Annotated in this window: 18 protein-coding genes, 1 pseudogene and 1 other annotated feature; of the genes and pseudogenes, 14 read left to right on the top strand and 5 right to left on the bottom strand. The window is 36.3% G+C overall.

Going from position 1 to position 23,747, the window contains the following annotated elements; all coding sequences use genetic code 11:
• The 7 genes from rfbA (at position 1) to HGD77_RS15275 (ending at position 6,948) form a co-directional block, all read left to right on the top strand.
• Positions 1 to 900: a glucose-1-phosphate thymidylyltransferase RfbA gene (gene rfbA, locus HGD77_RS15305; protein ID WP_168730957.1), complete on the top strand. Its 900-nt coding sequence runs from the start codon at positions 1 to 3 to the stop codon at positions 898 to 900.
• Between the two features lie 66 nt (positions 901 to 966).
• Positions 967 to 1,530, top strand: coding sequence for a dTDP-4-dehydrorhamnose 3,5-epimerase (gene rfbC / locus HGD77_RS15300; RefSeq protein WP_168730956.1), 564 nt, complete (start codon positions 967 to 969; stop codon positions 1,528 to 1,530).
• Between the two features lie 6 nt (positions 1,531 to 1,536).
• Entirely contained in the window at positions 1,537 to 2,685 is a 1,149-nt protein-coding gene (locus tag HGD77_RS15295; protein ID WP_168730955.1) for a glycosyltransferase, read from the top strand.
• Between the two features lie 216 nt (positions 2,686 to 2,901).
• Positions 2,902 to 3,633, top strand: coding sequence for an EpsG family protein (locus HGD77_RS15290; protein WP_168731011.1), 732 nt, complete (start codon positions 2,902 to 2,904; stop codon positions 3,631 to 3,633).
• 22 nt (positions 3,634 to 3,655) lie between these two features.
• Complete coding sequence (locus HGD77_RS15285; protein WP_168730954.1) at positions 3,656 to 4,729, top strand: glycosyltransferase family 4 protein; 1,074 nt, start codon at positions 3,656 to 3,658, stop codon at positions 4,727 to 4,729.
• A gap of 5 nt (positions 4,730 to 4,734) precedes the next feature.
• Positions 4,735 to 5,799, top strand: coding sequence for a glycosyltransferase (locus HGD77_RS15280; protein ID WP_168730953.1), 1,065 nt, complete (start codon positions 4,735 to 4,737; stop codon positions 5,797 to 5,799).
• A gap of 12 nt (positions 5,800 to 5,811) precedes the next feature.
• Positions 5,812 to 6,948: a glycosyltransferase family 4 protein gene (locus HGD77_RS15275; protein ID WP_168730952.1), complete on the top strand. Its 1,137-nt coding sequence runs from the start codon at positions 5,812 to 5,814 to the stop codon at positions 6,946 to 6,948.
• Positions 6,949 to 6,994: 46 nt separating this feature from the next.
• Here the strand turns inward: HGD77_RS15275 and HGD77_RS15270 are convergent.
• Positions 6,995 to 8,421: pseudogene (locus tag HGD77_RS15270) on the bottom strand (mannose-1-phosphate guanylyltransferase/mannose-6-phosphate isomerase).
• A gap of 103 nt (positions 8,422 to 8,524) precedes the next feature.
• Complete coding sequence (locus tag HGD77_RS15265) at positions 8,525 to 9,553, bottom strand: transposase (protein WP_080591875.1); 1,029 nt, start codon at positions 9,551 to 9,553, stop codon at positions 8,525 to 8,527.
• Positions 9,554 to 9,679: 126 nt separating this feature from the next.
• Between HGD77_RS15265 and HGD77_RS15260 the strand changes: the two genes are divergently transcribed.
• The 7 genes from HGD77_RS15260 to HGD77_RS15230 all read left to right on the top strand — a co-directional run bounded on the left by HGD77_RS15260 (position 9,680) and on the right by HGD77_RS15230 (position 19,033).
• Positions 9,680 to 10,899 (top strand): IS3 family transposase gene (locus tag HGD77_RS15260; protein ID WP_168730951.1). Its coding sequence is split into 2 segments (ribosomal slippage): positions 9,680 to 9,956 and positions 9,956 to 10,899, totalling 1,221 coding nucleotides; the frame shifts between segments, so codons are not numbered across the junction.
• Positions 9,955 to 10,071 (top strand) — a sequence feature (AL1L pseudoknot). (Overlaps the previous gene by 117 nt.)
• Positions 10,900 to 11,065: 166 nt before the next feature.
• Entirely contained in the window at positions 11,066 to 12,490 is a 1,425-nt protein-coding gene (locus tag HGD77_RS15255; RefSeq protein WP_228761448.1) for an undecaprenyl-phosphate glucose phosphotransferase, read from the top strand.
• A 57-nt stretch (positions 12,491 to 12,547) separates the two neighbouring features.
• Complete coding sequence (gene galU, locus HGD77_RS15250) at positions 12,548 to 13,423, top strand: UTP--glucose-1-phosphate uridylyltransferase GalU (RefSeq protein ID WP_168730950.1); 876 nt, start codon at positions 12,548 to 12,550, stop codon at positions 13,421 to 13,423.
• A 19-nt stretch (positions 13,424 to 13,442) separates the two neighbouring features.
• Positions 13,443 to 14,699 (top strand): nucleotide sugar dehydrogenase, encoded by a 1,257-nt coding sequence (locus HGD77_RS15245; protein WP_168730949.1) that lies wholly within the window; start codon positions 13,443 to 13,445, stop codon positions 14,697 to 14,699.
• A 44-nt stretch (positions 14,700 to 14,743) separates the two neighbouring features.
• On the top strand, positions 14,744 to 16,360 hold the full coding sequence (gene pgi / locus HGD77_RS15240; RefSeq protein WP_415877833.1) for a glucose-6-phosphate isomerase: 1,617 nt from the start codon (positions 14,744 to 14,746) through the stop codon (positions 16,358 to 16,360).
• 1 nt (position 16,361) lies between these two features.
• Positions 16,362 to 17,384, top strand: a complete 1,023-nt coding sequence (galE, locus tag HGD77_RS15235) for a UDP-glucose 4-epimerase GalE (RefSeq protein WP_168730947.1) — start codon at positions 16,362 to 16,364, stop codon at positions 17,382 to 17,384.
• Between the two features lie 191 nt (positions 17,385 to 17,575).
• Positions 17,576 to 19,033, top strand: coding sequence for a capsule assembly Wzi family protein (locus HGD77_RS15230; RefSeq protein ID WP_168730946.1), 1,458 nt, complete (start codon positions 17,576 to 17,578; stop codon positions 19,031 to 19,033).
• Positions 19,034 to 19,136: 103 nt separating this feature from the next.
• Here HGD77_RS15230 and HGD77_RS15225 read toward each other — a convergent pair whose 3' ends face one another.
• The 3 genes from HGD77_RS15225 to HGD77_RS15215 all read right to left on the bottom strand — a co-directional run bounded on the left by HGD77_RS15225 (position 19,137) and on the right by HGD77_RS15215 (position 23,741).
• Positions 19,137 to 20,507: a phosphomannomutase CpsG gene (locus HGD77_RS15225; protein ID WP_168730945.1), complete on the bottom strand. Its 1,371-nt coding sequence runs from the start codon at positions 20,505 to 20,507 to the stop codon at positions 19,137 to 19,139.
• 88 nt (positions 20,508 to 20,595) lie between these two features.
• Positions 20,596 to 22,191, bottom strand: a complete 1,596-nt coding sequence (locus HGD77_RS15220; protein WP_026056512.1) for a Tn7-like element transposition protein TnsE — start codon at positions 22,189 to 22,191, stop codon at positions 20,596 to 20,598.
• 2 nt (positions 22,192 to 22,193) lie between these two features.
• Complete coding sequence (locus HGD77_RS15215; RefSeq protein ID WP_138742793.1) at positions 22,194 to 23,741, bottom strand: TnsD family Tn7-like transposition protein; 1,548 nt, start codon at positions 23,739 to 23,741, stop codon at positions 22,194 to 22,196.
• Positions 23,742 to 23,747: the final 6 nt, after the last annotated feature.

The raw sequence follows: 23,747 nt of genomic DNA, 5'->3' as shown, positions 1-23,747 counted from the left end.
ATGACAAACTCAATAAATCGTAAAGGCATTATTTTAGCAGGTGGCTCTGGTACACGTTTATACCCAATTACAATGGGAACATCTAAACAATTGCTACCAATTTATGACAAGCCAATGATTTACTACCCGCTTTCTGTTTTGATGCTAGCGGGTATTAAAGAAATTCTGATTATATCGACACCAGAAGATTTACCAAATTTTGAAAAACTATTGGGTACGGGTGAGGAACTTGGTATTCAACTGTCTTATAAAGTTCAGCCTTCACCAGATGGTTTGGCGCAAGCATTTATTTTGGGTGAAGAGTTTATTGGCGAAGATAATGTTTGTCTGATTTTAGGGGACAATATTTTCTATGGTCAACACTTTAGCGATCAGTTAAAACGTGCGACAGATCAGTCAAATGGTGCAACTGTATTTGGCTATTATGTCAATGATCCTGAGCGTTTTGGGGTGGTTGATTTTGATACTGAAGGTAAAGCTTTAAGTATTGAAGAAAAACCGGCAAAACCAAAATCAAATTATGCCGTAACTGGTCTTTATTTCTACGATAATTCTGTTGTTGAGATTGCGAAAAATATTCAGCCCTCACATCGTGGTGAGCTCGAAATTACTGACGTAAATAATGTTTATCTTGAAAAGAATGCCCTAAATGTAGAAGTTTTAGGCCGTGGTTTCGCGTGGTTGGATACGGGCACACATGACTCATTGCTTGAGGCAAGTCAATTTGTACAAACCATAGAAAATCGTCAAGGTTTAAAAGTAGCTAGCCTGGAAGAGATTTCTTTTAATAATGGCTGGATTGATGCTGATCAGTTAAAAGCACGAGGCGACTTCTTTAAGAAAACGGGCTATGGTCAATATTTATTAAAACTGCATGCTGAACATATCAATCAGGATTAATATTTAAAGTGCCTATTATGAGCACTTTTCTTTAGTCAACTTTTTAGAATATAAGGAGTACAACGAATGAATGTTATTGAAACAAAGATAAAAGATTTATTGATATTTGAGCCGCGTGTGTTTGGAGATGATCGTGGTTGGTTCATGGAGAGCTTTAATCAGCAGGCATTTGAAAGTGCGCTGTCTGAGCGTGGGTTGGACATCCCTCACTTTGTACAAGACAATCATTCATTTTCAAAAAAAGGTGTCTTACGAGGTTTGCACTATCAGTTAAATCCACATGCTCAAGGTAAATTAGTCCGCGTTGTTCAGGGACGTGCTTGGGATGTTGCCGTAGATATACGTAAAGACTCTGAAAGCTTTGGTCAATGGGTAGGTGTAGAGTTAAGTGGAGAAAATCATAAGCAGTTTTGGATGCCTGCTGGTTTTGCGCATGGTTTTATAGCATTGGAAGATAATACACAGTTTTTATATAAAACAACTGATTACTATTCTAAAGAGTGTGAGCGTAGTATTGTTTGGAATGATCCAGAAATAGCAATTGAGTGGCCTAATATTGGAGTTGATATTCTCTTAACAGAGAAGGACCGATTGGCATGTAAATTAAATAACGCCAAGATTTTTGGTTAAAATAATATGAGAATTTTAATCGTAAATACATTATATCACCCATTTAAGGTGGGTGGGGCTGAGGTTTCTGTACAACTTCTGGCTGAAGGTCTTGTAAAAGCAGGGCATCAGGTTCGAGTCGTTTCTTTACATGATCAAAATGTAAAGAAAATAAATAGAGTAAATGGAGTAGAGGTCTCTTATTTACCACTGTTTAATAAGTATTGGCCATATTCTGATTATGTGCCGACTAAATTGGAAAAGTTAGTTTGGCATTTTTTAGATAATTATAATATAGTCATGGCGAAAAGAGTTGAAAGTGAGATTTTGGACTTTAAACCAGATATTATCCATACTAACAATTTAGCAGGATTCTCGGTATCAATTTGGAGTAAAGTTTCAAATTTAAGAATACCTTTGGTACATACATCAAGAGATTATTATTTATTTCATCCTAATAATACCTTATATAAAAATAATGATATTCAAGATCCTAATTCAATAGAAGTGAGACTGTTTTCAATTTTTAAGAAAATAATTTCAAAAAAGGTGCAATATTACATTGGGATAAGTGATTTTATAAAAGAATTTCATTTAAAAAATAATTTTTTTGATAAAAATAAATCTTCCTTTATTTATAATGCTGTTGATATGATAAAAAAAGAAAATAATGTAGATCGAAGAAAAAAAATTGGGTATATAGGAAGTTTAACAAAAGATAAAGGTTTCGATAAATATTGTGAAATAGCTAAAAATAATAATGATAAATATGATTTTTTAGCTGCTGGTAGGTTTAAAAAAAATACTGAAGGATTGCGTTTAGAAAAAGAAGCAGAGCTATCTAATGTAAAACTATTAGGCTTTGTTGAATTTAAAGATTTTTTAAAAATAGTTGATTCTGTAGTTTTACCAATACAATGGAATGAACCATTTGGAAGAGTGATAGTTGAGAGCTGTTTAGCCGGAGTGGATGTTTACTCTAATAAAGTTGGTGGAATATCAGAATTATATAAAATTTTTCCTAATTTAAAGGAAATAAAGAATGGTGATCTATTCATAAATGAAAAGCGTGTAGATAATACAGTTATTTCACACATTTTTAGTGTTGAAAATGTAGTATTTGAACATTTGAAAATATATGAAAAAGTGTTGAGTGAGTTTTATGGCGATCGCTAATTTAAAATTTATCATTAGTTACAGAAAATTCATTTTATTCCTTTTATTTCCTTTGATTTTCTATTGCTGCTACTTAGTTTCATTAAGAAGCCCATTTTTCCCAGATTATCAGATGTATCAACATTTATTTTATAATGAAAGAGATTATGTCGAATTTTCTTTTAATTATATCTCTTCATTGTTTGATAAAACCGATCAAGGTTTTTTGAATTTTTTATTTTATATGCAATTCTAGGGTTTGGATTGCATATGTTTTTTCTGGCTAGATATGTTTATTTAGTTAGAGGCTTAGGATGGTATTTATTATCCCTATTTATATATTTTCCTTATTTCTATATTTATTGGGGGCTTATTCAAATTAGATATGCTGCAGGCATATCATTTCTATTATTGGGTTTAATGGCTAAAAAAAATATAAATAGATACGTATTTTTTGTTATTGCAGTATCTTTTCATAATACAATGTTACTTCCAGCACTATTGTATTTAATATTTTATCAAATAAAAAATATGACAATCAAATTATTGTTAGTGCCTATATTAATTGCTTTAGCAGTATTTGGAATATCTTTTACAAGATACAAGGAAAAATATTCTGATTATGGCATGGAGTCTTTTGGTTATCTTAGTGGTAATATGGTCTTACTTTATTGCTTTTGTATTTTATTCTTTTTCTTTAGAGGGGATATAATTGATAAATTTAAGGATAGAATTATAAATACATATTTAGTGGTTATCGTTTTACTTTTATGGGTTCTGTTTTTTAACTTAATAATGCCTATAGTTGCAAATAGATTTTTAACTTTAAATATTTTTTTAGCAGCTATTTGTTGTCTTTTTATTAAAAATAAATATTATTGGATTTTAATGACGCTTCTAGTTTTCTTGTTTAGCATTTGGAACTTAGAGGTTCTTATATTAAGAGAAAATGAAGTTTTTACTCCATAATTCAAATTTAAGGTTTTATAGAATGATATATGTTAATGGTCGTTTTTTAACTCAAAAATTATCAGGTGTGCAACGTTTTGCATATAATATTTTATTAGAATTATCTAAGTTTTCTTATGTCACGGTTTTGGTACCTAAAGGTAATATTTTATATCAACTTCCAGAAAATGTAATTTTAAAATCTGTAGGATTTGGAAATGGTCATTTTTGGGAGCAAATCACATTACCTTTTTTTTTAAAAAAATTAAATAACCCATTACTATTAAGTTTATGCAATACAGCTCCTTATTTATATAATAATAATATATATACTTTACATGATTTAATATTTAAAGAATATCCGTTATCGTATTCATATTTATTTAGAAAATACTATAATTTTTCATCAAAATATCATGTGTTTAACTCTAGACATGTGTTCACTGTTAGTAAATATTCTAAAACAAAAATTTTAGAGTATTTTTCTGTTTCACCAAATAATATTAGTGTAATTTATAATGCGGTTACCACTGATATATTAAATATATCAAAAAAAATTAATAAAGATAATTATTCCAAAGATAGGTTTATTATGACTCAGGCTTATTTTGATGAAAATAAAAATATACAAGTTTTAATTGATGCTTTTAAAAAAATTGATCCAAAATTTAATATATATTTATATTTGGTTGGTTCTAATATTATTAAAGATCAGAATAAATTTAATGATTTAATAAAACTTAAAAATGTTAAATATATAGGTAGAGTTACTGATTGCGAGTTGGTGAGTTTATATAGCGAAGCACTTTGCTATGTAATACCATCTAAATTAGAAGGTTTTGGAATTCCACCTCTAGAAGCTCAAGCTTGTGGATGTCCTGTAATATCATCAAATACAAGTGCATTACCAGAGGTTGTAGGAGATAGTGCGTTGTTATTTGATCCGGAATCTAGTCATGAATTATATAATAAATTAATGGAAATTATTGTCGACGAAGATGGTTGTACGCGTAAATCAATAATAGATAAAGGCTATAAGAATTATATTAGATTTAGTTATTATAAATCGGCTAACAAAGTTTATAATACTATTAAATTATTTGATTCGGAAGCTTAGAAATTATGAAGATTTCATTTGTTATTTTAGCAGAAGATGGTGGTGGTGGTCCTCAATCTACGAAAGATATTATTCATAGTCTTGATTTGAATGGTATCAAATCTAATTATTATATTTTTAAATGTAAAAAAGGAATTTTTGGTTTGATGTATGATTGCTGGAATTTTTTATTATATATTTTAAGACATGATAAAGATGGTCTAATTTTTAATAGTGCTGGATTATTTGTTGGTGCATTATTAAGTTTTATTGTAACCTTTTTAAATATTTTTGGAAGAAACATAAAGCTAATTCAAATTTTTCACAATCGTGTTAAACGTGAAGATAAATCTTATATAAGAAATTTATTTCGCCATATTCTATTTGAAATTATTTTATTAACATATTCTAAATTTGTTAGTGTTTCTAAAGGGATTCATAATGAAATTACAGGCGAGACATGGTTTAGTTCCAATAAGTTAAAAAAACATGGTAGATACATTTATAATCCTACTAGAAAGTTGGAAAATTTTGAAACTAATCCTTATAAATTTGATGGTAAAGTTATTCTTGGTGTAGGAAGGTTATGTGCACAAAAAGATTTTAGTACATTAATAGAAGCACATTCATTATATTCAATAATTGACCCAACATGTAACTTAGTAATTGTCGGAGATGGCGAAGATAAGAAATACCTTCAAAGCTTAGCCATGAATTCTAACAATCCTGATCGTATCCATTTTTGGGGGTATGATTCAAATATTGAAAAACATTATAAAAATGCTGATGTTTTTGTATTGTCATCTATTCACGAGGGTTTTGGTTTAGTGTTAGTTGAAGCAATGAATTCAAAGTTACTGACTATTTCAACTAACTGCCCTTATGGACCTGAGGAAATTTTAGACCATGGTAAGTTTGGTAAATTGGTAGATATTGGTGATTCGCAAGCTATATGTAAAGCAATTCATGAGGTTCTTTCTATGGACAATTCACTTAAAGATTTAATGATTGATCTAGCGTATTCTCGTTCTTTGCAATTTAGTCCGAGTGTAATTGGTCAAGAATACAAAAAATTAATCCAAAGTCTGTGAGTTTGTTCAATCATGTATAATTCATTTAAAATTGCTTTTGTAGCGGATTGGCTAGTTACTTATGCAGGTGCTGAAAAAGTCATTAGTGAGATGTTAAAAGTTTTTCCACAGAGTGAACTTTTTTCAGTAATTGATTTTCTCAATGATGATGCTAGAGCTAAGATGTTAAATAAACGTGCTCAAACTACGTTTATTCAAAAATTACCCAATGCTGAAAAAAAATATAGAAACTATCTACCACTAATGCCATTAGCAATTGAGCAATTAGATGTTTCAAATTATGACATTATATTGTCAAGTAGTCATGCTGTTGCAAAAGGTGTGTTAACAGGACCAGATCAATTGCATATTAGTTATGTACATTCCCCAATTCGCTATGCATGGGACTTACAGCACCAATATTTAAAAGAATTAGGTTTAAATAAAGGAATTAAAAGTTTAATTATTAGATGGTTACTTCATAAGATTAGAATGTGGGACTATCGTACAGCTAATGGTGTAGATCACTTTGTAGCAAATTCACAGTTTATCGCAAGACGTATAAAAAAAGTTTATGGGAGAGAGGCTGATGTAATTTATCCTCCTGTAGAAACAAATCGTTTTACTTTGCAGGAGAATAAAGAAGATTTTTATTTCACAGCTTCTCGAATGGTGCCTTACAAAAAAATTGATTTGATTGTTGAAGCTTTTGCACATATGCCCAATAAAAAATTGGTTGTCATTGGCGATGGTCCTGACATGGAAAAAGTAAAAGCTAAAGCGAAAGGGAATATTGAAATATTAGGTTATCAATCTAATGAAGTTATGCAAGATTGTATGCGTAGAGCAAAAGCTTTTGTTTTTGCTGCGGAGGAGGATTTTGGGATTACACCTGTTGAAGCACAAGCATGTGGAACACCAGTAATAGCTTTTGGTAAAGGTGGTGCCTTGGAAACTGTAAATTCTGATTTACTCAATAAGCCATCAGGATTATTTTTTGGTCATCAGGATGTACAAAGTATTGTAAAAGCAGTTCATCAATTTGAATCGCATGTTGATTTATATCTTCCTGAAAATTGTCGAGAAAATGCTATCAAATTTTCAGATGCTAGATTTAGAGAAGAGTTTAATCAATATGTAGCTGATAAGTGGGAAACAAGAAGTTTTTAAATAGAAAGCAAAGGGCCATTTACGATAATGGCCCTTTAGTTATTATCTATACACGTCCATACAAATCTTCAAAACGCACAATATCATCTTCACCCAAATATGAACCTGACTGAACTTCAATCAGTTCTAGTGGTACTTTTCCGGGGTTTTCAAGCGCATGTGTTTCTCCGAGCGGAATATATACGGATTCATTCTCAGTGAGTAAGAAAGTTTCTTTGCCTTTGTGGATGCGAGCTGTTCCACTGACTACAATCCAATGCTCTGCACGGTGATGATGCATTTGTAAAGAAAGCTTTTGCCCTGGATTCACTGTAATGCATTTCACTTGGTGGCGTTGTCCATTATCAATGGAATCATAGCAACCCCAAGGGCGATATACTTTACGGTGAGTATCCACCTCGGTACGTTCATTTGATTTTAATTTTTCTACAATCTTTTTATGTCTTGGACTTTGTTTTTATTTGCAACTAAAACAGCATCAGGTGTTTCAATTACAACAACATCATCCAATCCAAGGACGCTAACTAAGCGACTGTCAGCGTGAATTAAAGAATTGGATGTGTTTACAGCGATGGTATCGCCACGGCAAACATTGCCATTTTGATCTTTGTTGCTGACTTCCCATACGCTTTTCCAAGCACCTACATCACTCCAGTTGGCTTTAAGAGGCACAACAACAACCTGATCAGATTTTTCCATTACGGCATAATCAATAGAGTCATCAGGTGATTTTTTAAAACTTTCTTGATCTAATCGTACAAAATCTAAATCATTTTTACTGAGTTTGAAGGACTCTTTGGCTTGATTTGCAATCGCCGAATTAAATTTCTGCAACTCCTGTAAGTAGACAGACGCTTTAAACATAAACATACCGCTATTCCAAAGGTACGAGCCTTGGTCTAAATATTGTTGGGCAGTTTGAGCATCTGGTTTTTCTACAAATTGCTCAACTTTGCATGCTTTTATTGCTTGGTCTGTATAAATTGAGTCTGATGCTTTAATATAACCATAGCCGACTTCTGGTGAAGTAGGAACAATCCCAAATGTAACCAGTAGACCAGATTCAGCGGCTTCTAAGCCCACTTTAACAGCATCATTAAAAGCTTCTTGTTGCTGTATAATATGGTCTGCAGCAAGAATGAGCAAAACAGGATCATCTCCATAAGAGAGGGCAAGTTCTGCGGCGGCAGCAATAGCAGGTGCTGTATTTCTAGCAACGGGTTCAAGTAAAATTTTTGCGTTGAGTTTCTGTTGTCTTAGTTGTTCGGCAACAATAAAGCGATGATTTTCGTTGGTGACAATAATAGGGTTTTGAAAATTATCTATGGCATGATTTAATTGTGTAATTCTTTCTAAAGTAAGCTGAAATAATGTTTTTTCTTCAGTAATGGGTAAAAATTGTTTAGGATAGTTGGATCTTGAAAGTGGCCAAAGTCTCGTGCCAGAACCACCAGATAGAATCACAGGAATCATATTATGGGTCTCACATAATTTTATTATTGCTTATCCTACAGGAATATATATCTAAATCCAAATTTTTGCTCGATATTCAATAATATATAGGACTTACGCACTATTATTTATAGATTTTCTGTGGCAGCAGATGATTCTTATCGAGAATAAATTCATCAATAAAGTTCTTGATAATTGGTCTAAATAATTTCTTCTGCCAACGATATACATTTTCAAAGATCCGCTCAAACTGGTTCTTTTGTATCTCAACATAGGCCATCAAGGCTGAGAAAATATGATTCAAAATCAGCTTGGATCGTCTTACTTGAAACTTTTCAATATGACAAACCTGTTTAATTACTCGATGATATTGTTCTATTTTCCAATGACTTGAATGTAATTCATAAAAACCATCAAAGGACAATAAATCATCTTCATCTTGATGCACAATATAAAATCTCTGCTGTTCTTTTAACTGAGTCTTAAATAATTGTACAAAGCCAACATCTTTGAGCCAGACCACTTGACCCTGATGAAAATTCGGCAATAAACGGAGTTGAAACCATTGTCCTTTTTCAGGGGAAACCTTACGGTTACTGTCGACACCAAACATAAATCGAATACCATGTTTTCTTATGGTTTTTAGATTTTCAGTCGATGAATACCAACTATCACCTGTAATGAATTGAATCTTTGCACCCCAATCGAGTACTTCACTTAACATCTCCATAAAGTAATCATTCTTGGTTTTACTTTCTGACTTATCATAAATTCGAAAATTAATTGGAATATTTTTGCCATGTTGATCTGTCGCATACAAGGTAATGAGATTAATACCCTTGACGGATCGGTGGTGTTTACCTGACCAAAAATAGCTAACTAAGTCCATATGTTGACTATATGGCTTATCTAAAACAGTATCATCAATACTGACTATAAGTTTATTATTATCAATGTGTTGAATTGCTTCTTGATATAGATCGTGAGCTGTGTAGTCTTCACGCTCCAAAAAGCGATTTACACTGTCATGCGAGATATTATAAGTCTCGGCAAGTTGTGTGCAGCTAATAGAGTTTGGTTCTGTCATGAGAAAGCCCATATAAATGGGTAATGTACAAGTTGCTGTAGAAGCATGTTTAGTTCGTCTGATCACAGATACGTTATAAAGTAGTTTGAGACTTTTTTAAATCCGTCAATGCGTAAGTCCTAATATAGTCAAAGATAATGGATGAACCGTACCGGGTTTGTCGGAGAGTCAATATTCTGAGAGACTATCCCGATGACAAAATTAAAATATACCCCTGAAATCAGAGAAAGAGCGGTTCAATTATTGATTGAATCTGAAAAAGATTACCCTTCTACTTGGGCTGCAATCACAGCAATTGCGCCTAAGATTGGTTGTACTCCTGAAACACTTCGTGCCTGGCATCAAAAGCATTTAGATAAACAAAATCCAGTTAAAGTACAGCAGCTTTCAGACCAAGAACGTATCAAACAACTGGAACGCGAAAATAAAGAACTGCAACGCGCCAATGAAATTCTACGTAAAGCAGCCGCTTTTTTCGCCCAGGCGGAGCTCGACCGCCCACACAAATAATGGTGGATTTCATCCATAATAATAAAGAGCTGTACGGAGTCGAGGCGATTTGTAGGATTTTACCGATCGCAGCTTCAACCTATTACCGGACTCTAGATCTCTGCGAAAATCCAGAACATCGAGCGAAACGAGATCTACATGATGAGCATCATGCTGAACAAATTAAACGAATTTGGAAGGAAAGTTCAGGTCGATATGGTGTACGTAAAGTCTGGCAAAAATTAAAACGTGAGGGTTATGTTATTGCACGTTGTACAGTTGCTCGATTGATGCAAAAGCTAGGTATACAAGGTGTTTGGCGTGGTAAGAATAAACAAACCATCCGTAACCGAGATGACCAAAAACGGACAGATGATTTAGTGAAACGTAATTTTAATGCTGATCATCCAAACCAACTATGGGTGGGTGACTTTACCTATATTCAAACTCATTCAGGCTGGGTATATACCGCATTTGTTATTGATGTGTTCTCACGAGCAATTGTTGGATGGAAAGTATCTACACGGATGAATACAGATATGGTACTCGATGCATTGGAGCAAGCATTGCACGATCGAGGCATGCCAAAGAATGTGATTCATCATTCCGATAGAGGTGTTCAATATCTTTCTATTCGCTATACCAATCGTTTAGAAGCTGCAAATTTACGAGCATCAGTCGGTACAACTGGTGATTCATACGATAATGCTCTGGCTGAAACGGTGAATGGCTTATACAAAACAGAGGTGATTGAATATTTAAAAGCAGATTGGCAAGGTTTAGCAGATGTACAACTTGCGACACTAAACTGGGTAGATTGGTTCAATAAAAAGCGTGTACACAGTGCACTGGGTTATGTATCGCCTTTTGAGTTTGAAGCAATGTACTATGATAAGATTAACCCGTTAGGTCAGGTGGCCTAACTTAAATAAAAAGTCTCCGACAAACCCGGTACGGTTCAGGAAGTAATTTTAGAGTTTAATTGTCAAAAAATGATTGCGTGTTTATAATGGTAAAGAAAATATTAATTATTTTATTGATTTTTCAAGACTTTGGATGGACTTTCTAAATAAATCAAGAATCTATGTAATGGGTTTCATTGATAAGAATGGCTGTTTATATAATAAATTAAGCGATATGGGAAAAAAAATGGCTTCTCGATTAAATGCCTCTTACGTATCAATTTTACAAAGATTTTGTGATGTGGTTGCCATTTATTGGGCTTTGTATGCTGTTTTTAATTTAAACTCATTAGTGATCAGCCACCAGACTATGCTTATATTTTTAAGTATGGTCAGTTTTTTTCAATTGATTGGTGGATTGACCGATTTTTACCGCTCTTGGCGTGGTGTAAGTTTATTTAATGAATTGGTTGCTTGCTTAAAAAATATCTTCTTTAGTGCTTGTTTGCTTCTTCCATTTTGTCTTTTTTATTCTGATATTAGTTTAAAGGTTCTGATTCAATATTTTTGTGCAGTCTTAGTATTTATGGCAGTGTTGCGAATTTTTGTTCGTTTAATATATGCCATTTCTTTTAAAATATTCAAAAAATCTCGAAATGTAATTGTTATTGGTGATTCTGTTAAAGCGCATAAGCTTTTTACTGATTTGAAAAAATCAGAGTGGATTGGATTTAATCCGCTGGGTATTTATTCATTTAATGAAAAAGCAGACCAATATGATTTCAATGGTAATGTAAATGATGCAATTGGCATTATTCATTCAGAAGATATTAATCAAGTCTATATTGTGACAAGTCAGGAAAATATTCATCAAGTCGATAACCTATTAAAAATGCTTTCGGATACAACATGTTCAACAGTTATTGTCCCTGAGTTATTTAGTTATGATTTTTTATATTCTCGAGTAGAAGATATTAATGGGACTCCAATTATTCCAATTATCGATACACGTATTAAAGGCATTAATATTTTTTTGAAGCGTATAGAAGATATTTGTGTCGCTTCGGCTATTTTAATGCTGATTTCACCACTCCTTCTTTGCATTGCTATCGCTATTAAGCTGAATTCTAAAGGGCCTGTGTTTTTTAAACAAATCCGCTATGGCTTAAATGGCAAGCCTATTCTAGTCTATAAATTTAGAAGCATGTCTGTAATGGAAAATGGCGCAGACGTTAAGCAAGCTGTAAAGAACGATCCACGTGTGACCAAAGTTGGTAGTTTTCTGCGTAAAACTTCTTTAGATGAGTTGCCACAATTTATTAATGTTATTTTAGGTAATATGTCTGTTGTAGGGCCTCGTCCACATGCTGCTGCACATAATGAAGAGTATCGGAAGTTGATTACTGGCTATATGCTGCGCCATAAGGTTAAGCCTGGCATTACAGGATTGGCTCAGATCCGCGGTTGGCGGGGTGAAACAGATACGCTGGATAAGATGGAAAAGCGGGTAGAATGCGATTTGGAATATATTCGCACATGGAGCCTGCTGCTGGATCTTAAAATTATATTTTTAACGGTCTTTAAAGGTTTTATTAATAAGGCTGCCTATTAATCAGTTTATATTTAGTAAACATCATTTTACAAAATTTAATTTTAGAAGTGTGATGCAATGATCAAAAAAGCAATTCTTCCAGTCGCAGGTTTGGGTACCCGTTTTCTGCCAGCCAGCAAATCAATTCCTAAAGAAATGGTGACAGTCGTTGACCGTCCAGCCATTGAATATGTTGTCAAAGAAGCTGTAGCTGCAGGAATTGAGCAGATTATTCTGGTGACGCATTCTTCAAAAGCATCGATTGAAAATTATTTTGACCGCAACTTTGAGCTAGAAACAACATTAGAGAACAAAAAGAAATACGATTTATTAAAGTCGATTACTGAAATTGTTCCAGATCATGTCAGTATTGTCAGTGTGCGTCAGCCACAGCCGCTGGGTTTAGGGCATGCGGTATTATGTGCCAAAGATATTGTGGGCAATGAAGCCTTTGCGGTGCTGCTGCCGGATGTGCTGGTGAAAGACACTGACTTAAAAAATGATTTGGCGCAGATGATTGAGCGCTTTAATGAGGTTAATGCTTCTCAGATTATGGTGGAAGCTGTGCCTGATCATATGGTGGATCAATACGGCATTGTGGATGTTGAACACAGTCCTGAAGAAGGCAAAAGCATCGTCATGCAGGGCATTGTTGAAAAGCCGGCTGCAGGTACAGCGCCTTCAAATCTTTCAGTTGTTGGCCGCTATGTGCTGCCTGCTCAAATTATGAAGCTGCTTCAGGAAACGCCTAAAGGTGCCGGCAATGAAATTCAGCTGACGGATGCTATTGCAATGCTGCAAAAAACCGAAGCTGTTGAAGCTTACCGTATGAAAGGCCAAACCTTTGACTGCGGCAGCAAATTGGGCTACTTAAAAGCTGTACTGCGTTATGGTGTTGATCATCCTCAATTGGGCGATGATTTTAAAGCGATGATTCAAGAATTGAATTTATAAAGAGGGGAATCAGAGAAGCATGAAAATAGCAATATTCGGGACGACGCTTTATGCTGCCGTAACTGCAGCATTAATGGCTGAATGCGGACACTATGTCTATATCTGCAGTGAGGACCTTTCTGAATCTTTGGATTGTTTTGATACCAAAGAACAGGACGTTGTACAGGCTTTAGAAAAGCAGCTTAAAGGCCCATTTCTCCAATATTGCAATTTTGCTTCTTTGCCTTTGGATATTGATGTTTATTTTTTCAGCTATAATCCTGTGGATATCAGCAAAGCGTTTGCAATGGCTGAAAAGCTGAAGCTGAAAACCATTATTCATCCTAAATTAATGGTCAATGCTTCCACTTTCGGCCTGAAGGGAACCCAAAAGCTGAAAGAAATTTTATCCGAAGATGATTGGGTTTATTTGCCAGATACGGTGCAGGAAGGCCACGCCATTCTCAGTGTAAGCAGCGCAAGTAAAGTGATCATCGGCTGTGATGACATTAAGCTTGAATCTAAGCTGAAGGAAATGCTGCGGCCATTATTTCCCCGCGAGCAGCAGTATTTATTTATGCCGGTTGTCGATGCAGAGTTTACCAAACTCAGTATTTCAGGCATGCTGGCAACACGCATCAGCTATATGAATGATTTGGCTGTGGTGGCTGAAAAATTAGGTATTGATATTTCGAATGTCCGGGACGGCATGGCAGCAGACAGCCGTATCGGAGCAGCCTATTTATATGCTGGCGCTGGATTTGGCGGTGAAAATTTTTCACACGATATTTTAACTTTATCGAATACGATTGCCGGTACGGGCATCAAAAGCCGTTTATTGGATCAAGTCTGGGAAATCAACGAGCAGCAGAAAGAGTTTTTGTTTCGTAAACTATGGAATTATTTCCATGGGGATTTAGCTGGAAAAACAGTTGCGATTTGGGGCGCATCCTTCAAAGTCAATACATCCAGCACGCATTTTTCTCCCATACATATTATGCTTGAGGCTTTGTGGGCGCAGGGCGTCAAAGTGAGGCTGCATGATCCTCAGGCTTTGGATGAGATATTTGAATATTATGGTGACCGTGATGATTTGACGCTTTGCGCGGATCAATATCAGGCTGCTGACGGTACGCATGCGCTGTGTATTTTGACCGCCTGGAAACAGTATTGGTCTTTAGACTATCAACAACTAAAAACAGCTATGCGCCATCCGCTTATTCTTGATGGACGCAATATTTACCAGCCTGACTATGTTAAGGGACAGGGTTTCGCTTATATTGGGGTAGGGCGATAATGATGAATTTGCAGATTTTTCTAAAAAAAGATTTAGCGTCGGCTATGGCGCATTTAGATAAGCTGAAAGAAAATGTAGGGCATAAGCATTTAAGCCAATTGTTCGCTGAAAATGCGCAGCGTTTTGAGCAGTTTTCAATTGAATGCAATGAGCTTATTTTTGACTACAGCAAACACCGTGTTGACCAAACGGTCCTGAGCAGTTTGCTGGACGTTGCGAAAGCGCGGGATCTCTCCACATGGATTAAGCGCTTATTTTCTCAGGAAGCATTAAATCATACCGAACAGCGCGCAGCGATGCACTGGGCTTTGCGTTTGCCTGAAAATCATGAGATTCATCCTCAATTGGCGCGTCAGGTTCATGAACAGCTGGAGCGCATGTACGCGCTCGTGGATAAAATTCATGCTGGCCAGTACCGCGGCGCAACAGGTGAAGTTATTCAGGATGTCGTGAATATTGGTGTAGGCGGTTCGGATCTTGGACCAATGATGGTCAGCCATGCGCTGTCAGACTTTAAAGTGAAAACTGTTAAACCGCTGAATGTGCATTTTGTTTCCACTATGGATGGCACACAGCTTTCAGATATTCTGCATAAGCTCCGTCCAGAAACAACGCTGTTTATTATTTCCTCGAAATCATTTGGCACCGTTGATACCTTATATAATGCGCAGACAGCGCGTCAGTGGCTGGAAAAGCAGCTGGGCAAGTCTGAAAGTGTAGACTGCCATCACTTTGTGGGTGTATCCACCAAAGCTGATAAAATGACAGAATGGGGTATTTGCAAGGATAAGCAGTTCCTGCTCTGGGACTGGGTGGGCGGCCGTTATTCTTTATGGTCCTGCATTGGCCTGCCAATTGCGCTGAATATCGGGACGGAGGGTTTTAAGCAGCTGCTCAGCGGCGCTTATGCTATTGATGAGCATTTTAAAAATGCGCCATTGCATGAAAATATTCCTGTCATTATGGGCGTGCTTGGCATGTGGAACCATAATTTTCTTGATATTCAAAGCCATGCTGTATTGCCTTATGATGGGCGGTTAAAATATTTCTCGGCTTATTTACAGCAGCTGGAAATGGAATCCAACGGGAAATCGATTCAGCGTACAGGCAAAAAAGTAGAGTCTAAGACCTGTCCGATTATCTGGGGAGAAGTGGGTCCGAACGCGCAGCATGCTTTTTATCAGCTGCTGCATCAGGGCACGCATGCCGTGAGCTGTGATTTTATTGCGCCAGTAAAGCGCTATGCATCAAATCAATTTACCTATGTGGAAAATGCGGATGCATTGATTGAACAGCATTATTTGGCGCTGTCCAACTGCTTGGCGCAATCGCGCCTGCTGGCATTCGGCAACGATGCTTTGGATCCTTCTGAATTGCAGGATTTGCCTGAATATAAGCAATATGCCGGCAATCAGCCGAGCACAACCATCTTGCTGAAAGAGCTCACCCCTTATACCTTAGGTATGCTGGTTGCGCTTTATGAGCATAAAGTCTTTGTACAGTCGGTGCTGTGGAATATCAATGCATTTGACCAGTGGGGTGTTGAAAAAGGAAAGCAAATTGCGAATCAGGTGCTGCCTGTTCTGGAAGGCAAAAAGCACAATGTTGCTGAATTTGATAGTTCAACCCGCGGTTTATTGAATATTTTACTTGGAAAATAATATGGCAAAAATTTTAGTGACCGGCGGTGCAGGCTATATTGGGTCGCATACCTGTGTTGAATTGCTGACAGCCGGTCATGATGTGGTAGTGATTGATAATTTATCTAACAGTTCTGCAGCGTCTTTGAGCCGGGCGGAACAGCTGACACAGAAAAAATTAAGTTTCATTGAAGGCGATATTCGGGATGCTACTGTTCTTGATCAGCTGTTTCAAGAGCATTCTATTGATGCTGTGATTCATTTTGCGGGCTTAAAGGCGGTGGGCGAGTCACAGCAGATACCATTAAGGTATTTCGACAATAATATCGGCGGTACAATCTGTCTGATTCGAGCAATGCAGCGGGCAGGTGTATTTAAGCTGGTGTTCAGTTCATCTGCCACTGTTTATGATGAGTCAAATGCCTCACCGCTGAATGAAGATATGCCGACAGGCATGCCGAGCAATAATTACGGCTATACTAAGCTGATTGTTGAGCAGATGCTGGAAAAGCTGGCCGCTGCAGATGACCAGTGGTCGATTGCGCTGCTTCGCTATTTCAATCCGGTAGGCGCGCACAAGAGCGGCCGGATCGGTGAGGATCCTAATGGCATTCCGAATAACTTAATGCCATATTTGACTCAAGTTGCGGTCGGGCGCCGTCAGAAGCTTTCGATTTTCGGCAATGATTATGATACGCCAGATGGAACAGGTGTGCGAGATTACATCCATGTGGTTGATTTGGCGAATGCACATTTATGCGCATTGAATCATCGTTTAAAAACGCAAGGCTGCCGAGCATGGAATATTGGCACAGGAAATGGTATTTCAGTTAAACAGATTCGAGATAATTTTGAAAAAGTGAATGGAGTTGAGATTCCATTTGAGTATGTACCACGTCGCGAAGGGGATGTTGCAACGTCATTTGCTGATAATGCGCGTGCAATTGCGGAGTTAGGTTGGCAGCCACAATATGGCTTAGCAGATATGTTGGCGGACAGTTGGAACTGGCAAAAGCAGAATCCGAATGGGTTTAACGAGAGTTAAATTTCAGCTATTGGATTCGTGTAAGAATGCGTGACTAATGTGATAAGGCTTTAGCCACACAAAACTGAATAGCATACCAGTTTGATTTTAAGATCGAATCATGTATGGATTGTGCAAATAATGCACGGGTTATTATCTTTTATCAAAAAAAATCGTTATGATGTGTGATAGATAAATTAATTGAAAATTTTATGAAATATCAAATTCTTAAAAGTCTATCATTTGCAATATTATCTTCTTTAGCTCTGCCCGTTGTTGCTCAAGGGATTGTATTAAATAACAAAGATTTACGCACAGATTTAAATTGGTTAAATCAGCAAGGCGTAATTCAAATCAGTACATCAACTTGGCCTTTGAGTGGAGATGAAATTCAGCGTGCCTTGTCAAATGCCAAAATTGAAAATTTAGTTCAGCAGAAGGTTATAAATTCCGTTAAAGCTAGTTTGGAGGCTGAAAATACGACTGCGAAGTTGGCGCTATTCGCTGAAACAGATCCACAAAATATGCCGCAGCAATTTGCAGATGAGCAAAAGTCCCAATATCAAGCAGCGTTTGAATTGAATGCTGGCGGAGCGCAGTGGGATGCACGACTTCGTGTAAATGCCGAAAAAGATCCAATTATTGATAATGGGCATGATGTGAATGTTGAAGGGTCATATTTAGCTGGTAAATTATGGAATCAATGGCTCATTGCTGGGCAAATCCCAACGTATTGGGGGCCAGGGCATGATGGTAGTCTAGTTCGAGGTGATGCAAGCCGTCCAGTCTATGGCTTGACCATGCAGCGTGCTGAACAAAATGCATTTGAAACAAAATGGTTATCTTGGATTGGACCTTGGCAGTATCAAGTTTTTGCTGGCCGATTAGATAATTATGAGGCCGTGCCAAATACAAATCTCTTGGGAATGCGTTTAACAGCCCAACCTTTACCTTATCTTGAATTGGGTGCATCACGTACATTCCAAATAGATGGTCAAGATCAACCCGATAGCCTTAAAGCCTATTGGAATGCTTTTATTGGTAAAGATAACGAATGTGATGATAGTGGGTGTACTGGAGAGGGGAATGCCTCAAACCAAATTGCAGGCCTAGATGCACGTTTAAACTTACATCAATGGATCAACGCTCCTGTAAGTTTATATGGACAGTTTGTCGGTGAAGATGAAGCAGGTCTATTGCCATCTCGGAAACTGTATTTGGCAGGATTAGACTATTCCTCACAAGTGAAAAATATGCCGTTCCAGCTTTATACTGAATGGGCGGATACGCGTACCAATGGAAAGGTTTGGGGTTATTCATATAATCATCATGTCTATACAGATGGCTATTACCAACATGGTTTTCCTTTAGCACATGCTATAGGGGGGGATGGTCAAATGTACAGTATGGGCGGAGATATTCGCGTTGACGCTATGAATCGTCTAAATGGTCGTATCTTGTTGGCAAAAGTAAATCAAGCTGCGCTGGAAATTAATCGTGCATTTCCACAAAAAGATGAAATCAAAGCTCTGGATTTAACGTGGACACATTATCTTCGTCCAAATACACCGTTGAAATTAAGTGGTTGGGTCAGTGACTCAGATGTGCATGGGAACGACAGCGGGGTATCGGTAGGTCTTGAAATTCCTTTAGATCGTTCATTATTTTAATAAGCTGTTGGTTTTTATAGAGCCAATCGAGAATGCAGCTGAAAATAAAACCATTCAACTTATCGTATAGGTTGAATGGTTTTTATCAAAAGGCAGAACAATATTAACCTTGAATCAACTGCGTTAATTCATCGACATAATCTTGCATTGGTTTTGGATTTTGATCTTTACGGCTTTCAATATTTAAGCGCAGTAGTGGTTCAGTATTTGAAGCGCGGACATTTAAGCGCCACGAACCAAAGTTGAGGCTAACACCATCAGTTTCATCTATTTCAGGATTTTGATCGGAAAAGTGATCAAAAATCTTTTGAATGGTGGCTTGAGTATCCGCAACTTTAAAATTGATCTCACCCGAGCAAGGGAACTTTTCAATCATGTCTTCAACCAGTGAAGATAGTGTTTGCTGAGTTTCTGAGAGTACAGAAATTGCCAGCAACCAAGGAATCATGCCACTATCGCAGTAAGCGAAATCACGGAAATAGTGGTGAGCAGACATTTCTCCACCATATACAGCATTATGTTCGCGCATAACCTGTTTAATAAATGCATGTCCTGACTTAGACTGCACAGTTTCACCTTTGTACTGTTCAGCAATATCCAAGGTATTCCATACTAGACGCGGATCGTGCACAATTTTTTCGCCTGACTGTTTCAGCAGGAAGGCCTGAGCCAATAGGCCGACAATGTAATAGCCTTCGATAAATTGCCCCTTTTCATCGAATAAGAAACAGCGGTCAAAGTCGCCGTCCCAGGCAAGGCCCATGTCTGCGCCGTGCTCCAAAACTGCATTGCGAGTGCTATCACGGTTTTCGACTAGCAATGGATTAGGAATACCATTCGGAAAAGTACCATCCGCTTCATGATGTATCTTAATAAATTTAATAGGAACATTCAGTGTTTTGAACTTTCCTTCAATTGCATCAATAACATGCCCAGCAGCGCCATTACCGGCATTTACTACTAGCTTCAACGGAATAATTTTTGCTGGATCAATATAGGTCATCAAATGTTCGATGAATTCAGGCAGGATATTGTATTTTTCAGTTGAGCCTTTCACCGTAGTTTTAGTAAATTCACCAGATTCTGCCAATGCTTGAATCTCTTTTAAACCTGTATCCGCACTAATTGGTCGTGAGTTCTCGCGAACCAGTTTCATCCCATTGTAATCCATAGGGTTATGGCTGGCCGTTACTTCAATACCACCTTGGACATCTAAATGGAATGCGCCAAAGTAAACTTCTTCTGTACCTGTCATACCTAAATCTAAAACATTCACACCCGCATCATTTAAGCCACGAATGGTTGCTTGCTTTAAATCTTCACTGCTTAGACGAATATCGCAGCCCACAACCACGGTTTGGGGTTGATAAATTTGCCCATAAGCACGGCCAATTTTATAAGCAATATCTTCGTTCAGTTCTGTACCGAGTTTGCCTCGAATATCGTAGGCTTTAAAACAAGTGAGTTGTGTCATCTGAATTCTCGAAATAATTCCTGAGTAGTGAGGGAAATGTGATTATAGAAGGAAAATAGCTTCTATATGCCATGTTACTGTTTAACTTTTATATCGATTTTGCTTTTGCTAAGATCCGTTGAGCCCAGTCAACATAATAATTTACATCGTCTAGTTGTTCCTTTTTTGAAGGATGATTAATTGTAGTAAAGGCGGTAATACCTCTTACTTCAGATATAAACTTTTTAGGCCAACTGAGTGATTGAGAAAGTATTGAATTGTTTAATTTTTCGAAATCTATCTCAATTAATAATTGAGTTTTTTCTTCATATCGGAGTAATAGTGTAGAGATGTTCTTTTTTCCATCAGATGTATCAATTTCACATAGATAGAATTGTTCATCATTTTTTGTGTTTATAATTCTATAGACATAAAAGTATCGTAGTTGATTGGCGTTAGAAAACTTGTGGCCTCGGAAACGTTTATATTTTTTAAACGGTGAATTCTTAATTTCTTTGATTTCATATCCTTTTTGTTCAATTTTGTCCAATACCTTAATCAAGTCTTTATGAGTGACTCGCTCTAGTTGAATATCTGATTCTGTTGTAACTCCAGGCAGAGTACCCTCTATATCTCCTTCTCCGCCAGCAAATCCTTCTTCTTGATTTTGGTCTTTATCCATCTGCTTTCGTCTTTGCCGTATGGTAGTTTCGGAAGGGGGCGTCTCTAAAGAAATTTTTAATTCTTCTATCGTATAAATTTTTCCTGGGAGGTTTCTTAGTTTGGCTATTAGTTTATCGATATCTGCATCAGCTTTTTGATTTAATTTTTCTCTAGGTGGACATGTTGGTGTTGACTGCTTGGGATTTTGTCCTTGAGCATTTTTTATTTGTTGTATAATCTTTTTTGAAGTGAAATGAAATTGAATAGGGCGGTTGATAGCTGTATCAAGATTTTTGAAAGACGTGATGCGCTCAATTCTGTAAATACCTGTTTTTTTATTAAAAATACCCTCTACTGTTAGGTTAATATTTTTGATATTAGGAGCTTCCATATCAAAATTAAAGCTTTTAACACCTTTTTGATCAACAATTGTTTTTTGATAAATACTAAGGAAGGCCTTATTTAAGTCCGGCTGTAATAAAATTAAAGCTAGCTTCTTTAAAAAATGAGGATCAGAGATATCAGCTCTCATAATTTTTTTGTTTTGCGCAATATTAATATGTATAGCATTTTCATCATTCATATCCACTAAAATATCTGTTGAATAATTTTCTGCAAAAAGTGCTGCACGTAAAAGATAGGGGTGTGAAAAAAATAGATCCCGAGCAAGAATAAGCTTAGGTAAAAGAATTGTCATATTTTTCTTTAATATGGGTGAATCATAATTAAACTCAAAGTATAACTGACCGTTATGCGTTTTTTGATAATTGTTCTTGGATAAATCTAAAACGTTGAGCGCTGAAAAATCCACTGATTTCAGGGTGTGGTTAAATAATTTCTGTGGATCAGGATTGGCAATTGGAGTTTTATGGTAATAAAGAAGAATACTTTCAATTGGCAATTTAAGATGAATATACCGTTTAATAAGAGGGTTAAATAAACAAGTATCAATATCAAACCGAGTTTGACCATGTCGACTAATTTTTTTCGCAGTATAATAAATCATATCTTTCGGTAAATATTCGATCAGACAATCACTCATTTTTAATTTCCCCCCCAAATACTATTAAAAAATCTACGAGCTTCTGGCGTTAATCGTTCAGGGCTTAATCCGGATAGTCGAAGAAAAACACTCGGTGGATAGAACTGATTTTCAGTGTATTGGCGAATAAATGTTCGTGTAAGACGGCGTATTTGATAACAATCTACAGACTCAGCGTAACGCTCTAGAAAGGCGGTGGTGAGTGGTAAAAACCTCCAGTTTTTTTCAATCATACTTACCGAGCCAAGTTGCTTAATAAAAAACTTTTTTGTCCATTGTGGAGAGTCGAGATCTTCTAATAATTGATCCCGGATTTTGATGAGTTGTTTAATCAATTGTTGATCTCGCTTTTTCCAATCTACACGTGGCTTGGGAATGGCTGAAGGTAATACCACAGCAGATTTATTTGTCAGTAATAGCCAGTTCTTATGATTACGATATAACCGAGCGTAAAGTGCAGGATCACATTGACGTGCCTGCTTAACAGAATTTTTCTGAATTAATTTTGTCCATTGTTTTTGATCTTCAGATAATATCATATCTATTTTATTATTAACCCATACAGGGGGAGCTTCGTGCTGCTGATCTAAGTTTGTTTTTTCTATAGATGCTAAGCTAACATATTGCTTATATGTTTCAATTGGTTTTTGCTCTGGAACCAGCGATTTTAATACAATGCAATGCTCAAGATAAGAAAATGCTTTACGATGTTTCCTGCACATATTTTTGAGCCAGCAGTTCTCAGAAAGCAGATCATCTAAATGATAGTATTGAAGAAAGCTTTCGCCCCAGTAATCTAAGACAAGGTGACGAATTTTTTCGTAGTTGATATTTTTTTGACCTGACAGTAAGCCTCTGTCTTTCAATAGATTGAAGTAGGCATTTGATAAAATCGATACATCTTGTACTGCAATATGGCTCGATTGAATAAGTAGATCCTCGATTATTTTTGCTAACTCTAGGTGACGCTTTAAGTCTTGTGAATTAATAAAAAGTTGTGAGGAGTCAATAAGGACATTTAAATGAGCATTATAAAATCTTCGGTCTAGCCCATTGCAAGGAACAGCGCTGACAAAAAGGGCAGATTCATGCTTTATACAATATTCATATCCTGTAATCTGCCAGCTACGTTTCCAATACACTTCACCATATTGTTCCATCTGTTCTTGCCAACAATGCGGACAGAACCGAAAAAAATTCACAGATTTAATTCGCGACGCATTTTTTCCCAACTTGGTATGTAATGATTGATACTGTTCACCCTGCAATACATGTACAGCATAACGCATCACTGTATCAGGTTGAAACGGTTGATAAATTGGTAATAAGGTGTGCTGGTTGATCAAATGGAGTGCATCATAGCAATCGGGTAGATAACTGGCCAATTTGTCTATGTAAGACGGTAAATCGTAAGTTGGCGTCAAATTTCTATTATTGAATAATTCTTCAGTAAGGTATTTGGAACTTAAAATTCCATTGTGAATAGCATAACGTGCAATCACACTGTAAATTAACTCATCTGGATATGGTATTGGAAAATTTGAAATCATAATACA

The sequence above is a fragment of the Acinetobacter sp. NEB149 genome (assembly GCF_012516415.1).
GTDB lineage: Bacteria > Pseudomonadota > Gammaproteobacteria > Pseudomonadales > Moraxellaceae > Acinetobacter > Acinetobacter lwoffii_V.
Note: the sequence above shows the minus strand (reverse complement) of the source record. Positions and strands in the feature narration are given on the sequence as shown.

Bases quoted from the DNA above. Each gene is read 5' to 3' on its own strand.
- HGD77_RS15285 (WP_168730954.1), top strand. From the start codon at position 3,656: ATGATATATGTTAATGGTCGTTTTTTAACTCAAAAATTATCAGGTGTG.
- HGD77_RS15280 (WP_168730953.1), top strand. From the start codon at position 4,735: ATGAAGATTTCATTTGTTATTTTAGCAGAAGATGGTGGTGGTGGTCCT.
- pgi (WP_415877833.1), top strand. From the start codon at position 14,744: ATGGCGCATTTAGATAAGCTGAAAGAAAATGTAGGGCATAAGCATTTA.
- rfbA (WP_168730957.1), top strand. From the start codon at position 1: ATGACAAACTCAATAAATCGTAAAGGCATTATTTTAGCAGGTGGCTCT.
- HGD77_RS15275 (WP_168730952.1), top strand. From the start codon at position 5,812: ATGTATAATTCATTTAAAATTGCTTTTGTAGCGGATTGGCTAGTTACT.
- HGD77_RS15230 (WP_168730946.1), top strand. From the start codon at position 17,576: ATGAAATATCAAATTCTTAAAAGTCTATCATTTGCAATATTATCTTCT.
- HGD77_RS15220 (WP_026056512.1), bottom strand. From the start codon at position 22,191: ATGAGTGATTGTCTGATCGAATATTTACCGAAAGATATGATTTATTAT.
- rfbC (WP_168730956.1), top strand. From the start codon at position 967: ATGAATGTTATTGAAACAAAGATAAAAGATTTATTGATATTTGAGCCG.
- galE (WP_168730947.1), top strand. From the start codon at position 16,362: ATGGCAAAAATTTTAGTGACCGGCGGTGCAGGCTATATTGGGTCGCAT.
- HGD77_RS15255 (WP_228761448.1), top strand. From the start codon at position 11,066: ATGGGTTTCATTGATAAGAATGGCTGTTTATATAATAAATTAAGCGAT.
- galU (WP_168730950.1), top strand. From the start codon at position 12,548: ATGATCAAAAAAGCAATTCTTCCAGTCGCAGGTTTGGGTACCCGTTTT.
- HGD77_RS15225 (WP_168730945.1), bottom strand. From the start codon at position 20,507: ATGACACAACTCACTTGTTTTAAAGCCTACGATATTCGAGGCAAACTC.
- HGD77_RS15215 (WP_138742793.1), bottom strand. From the start codon at position 23,741: ATGATTTCAAATTTTCCAATACCATATCCAGATGAGTTAATTTACAGT.
- HGD77_RS15295 (WP_168730955.1), top strand. From the start codon at position 1,537: ATGAGAATTTTAATCGTAAATACATTATATCACCCATTTAAGGTGGGT.
- HGD77_RS15245 (WP_168730949.1), top strand. From the start codon at position 13,443: ATGAAAATAGCAATATTCGGGACGACGCTTTATGCTGCCGTAACTGCA.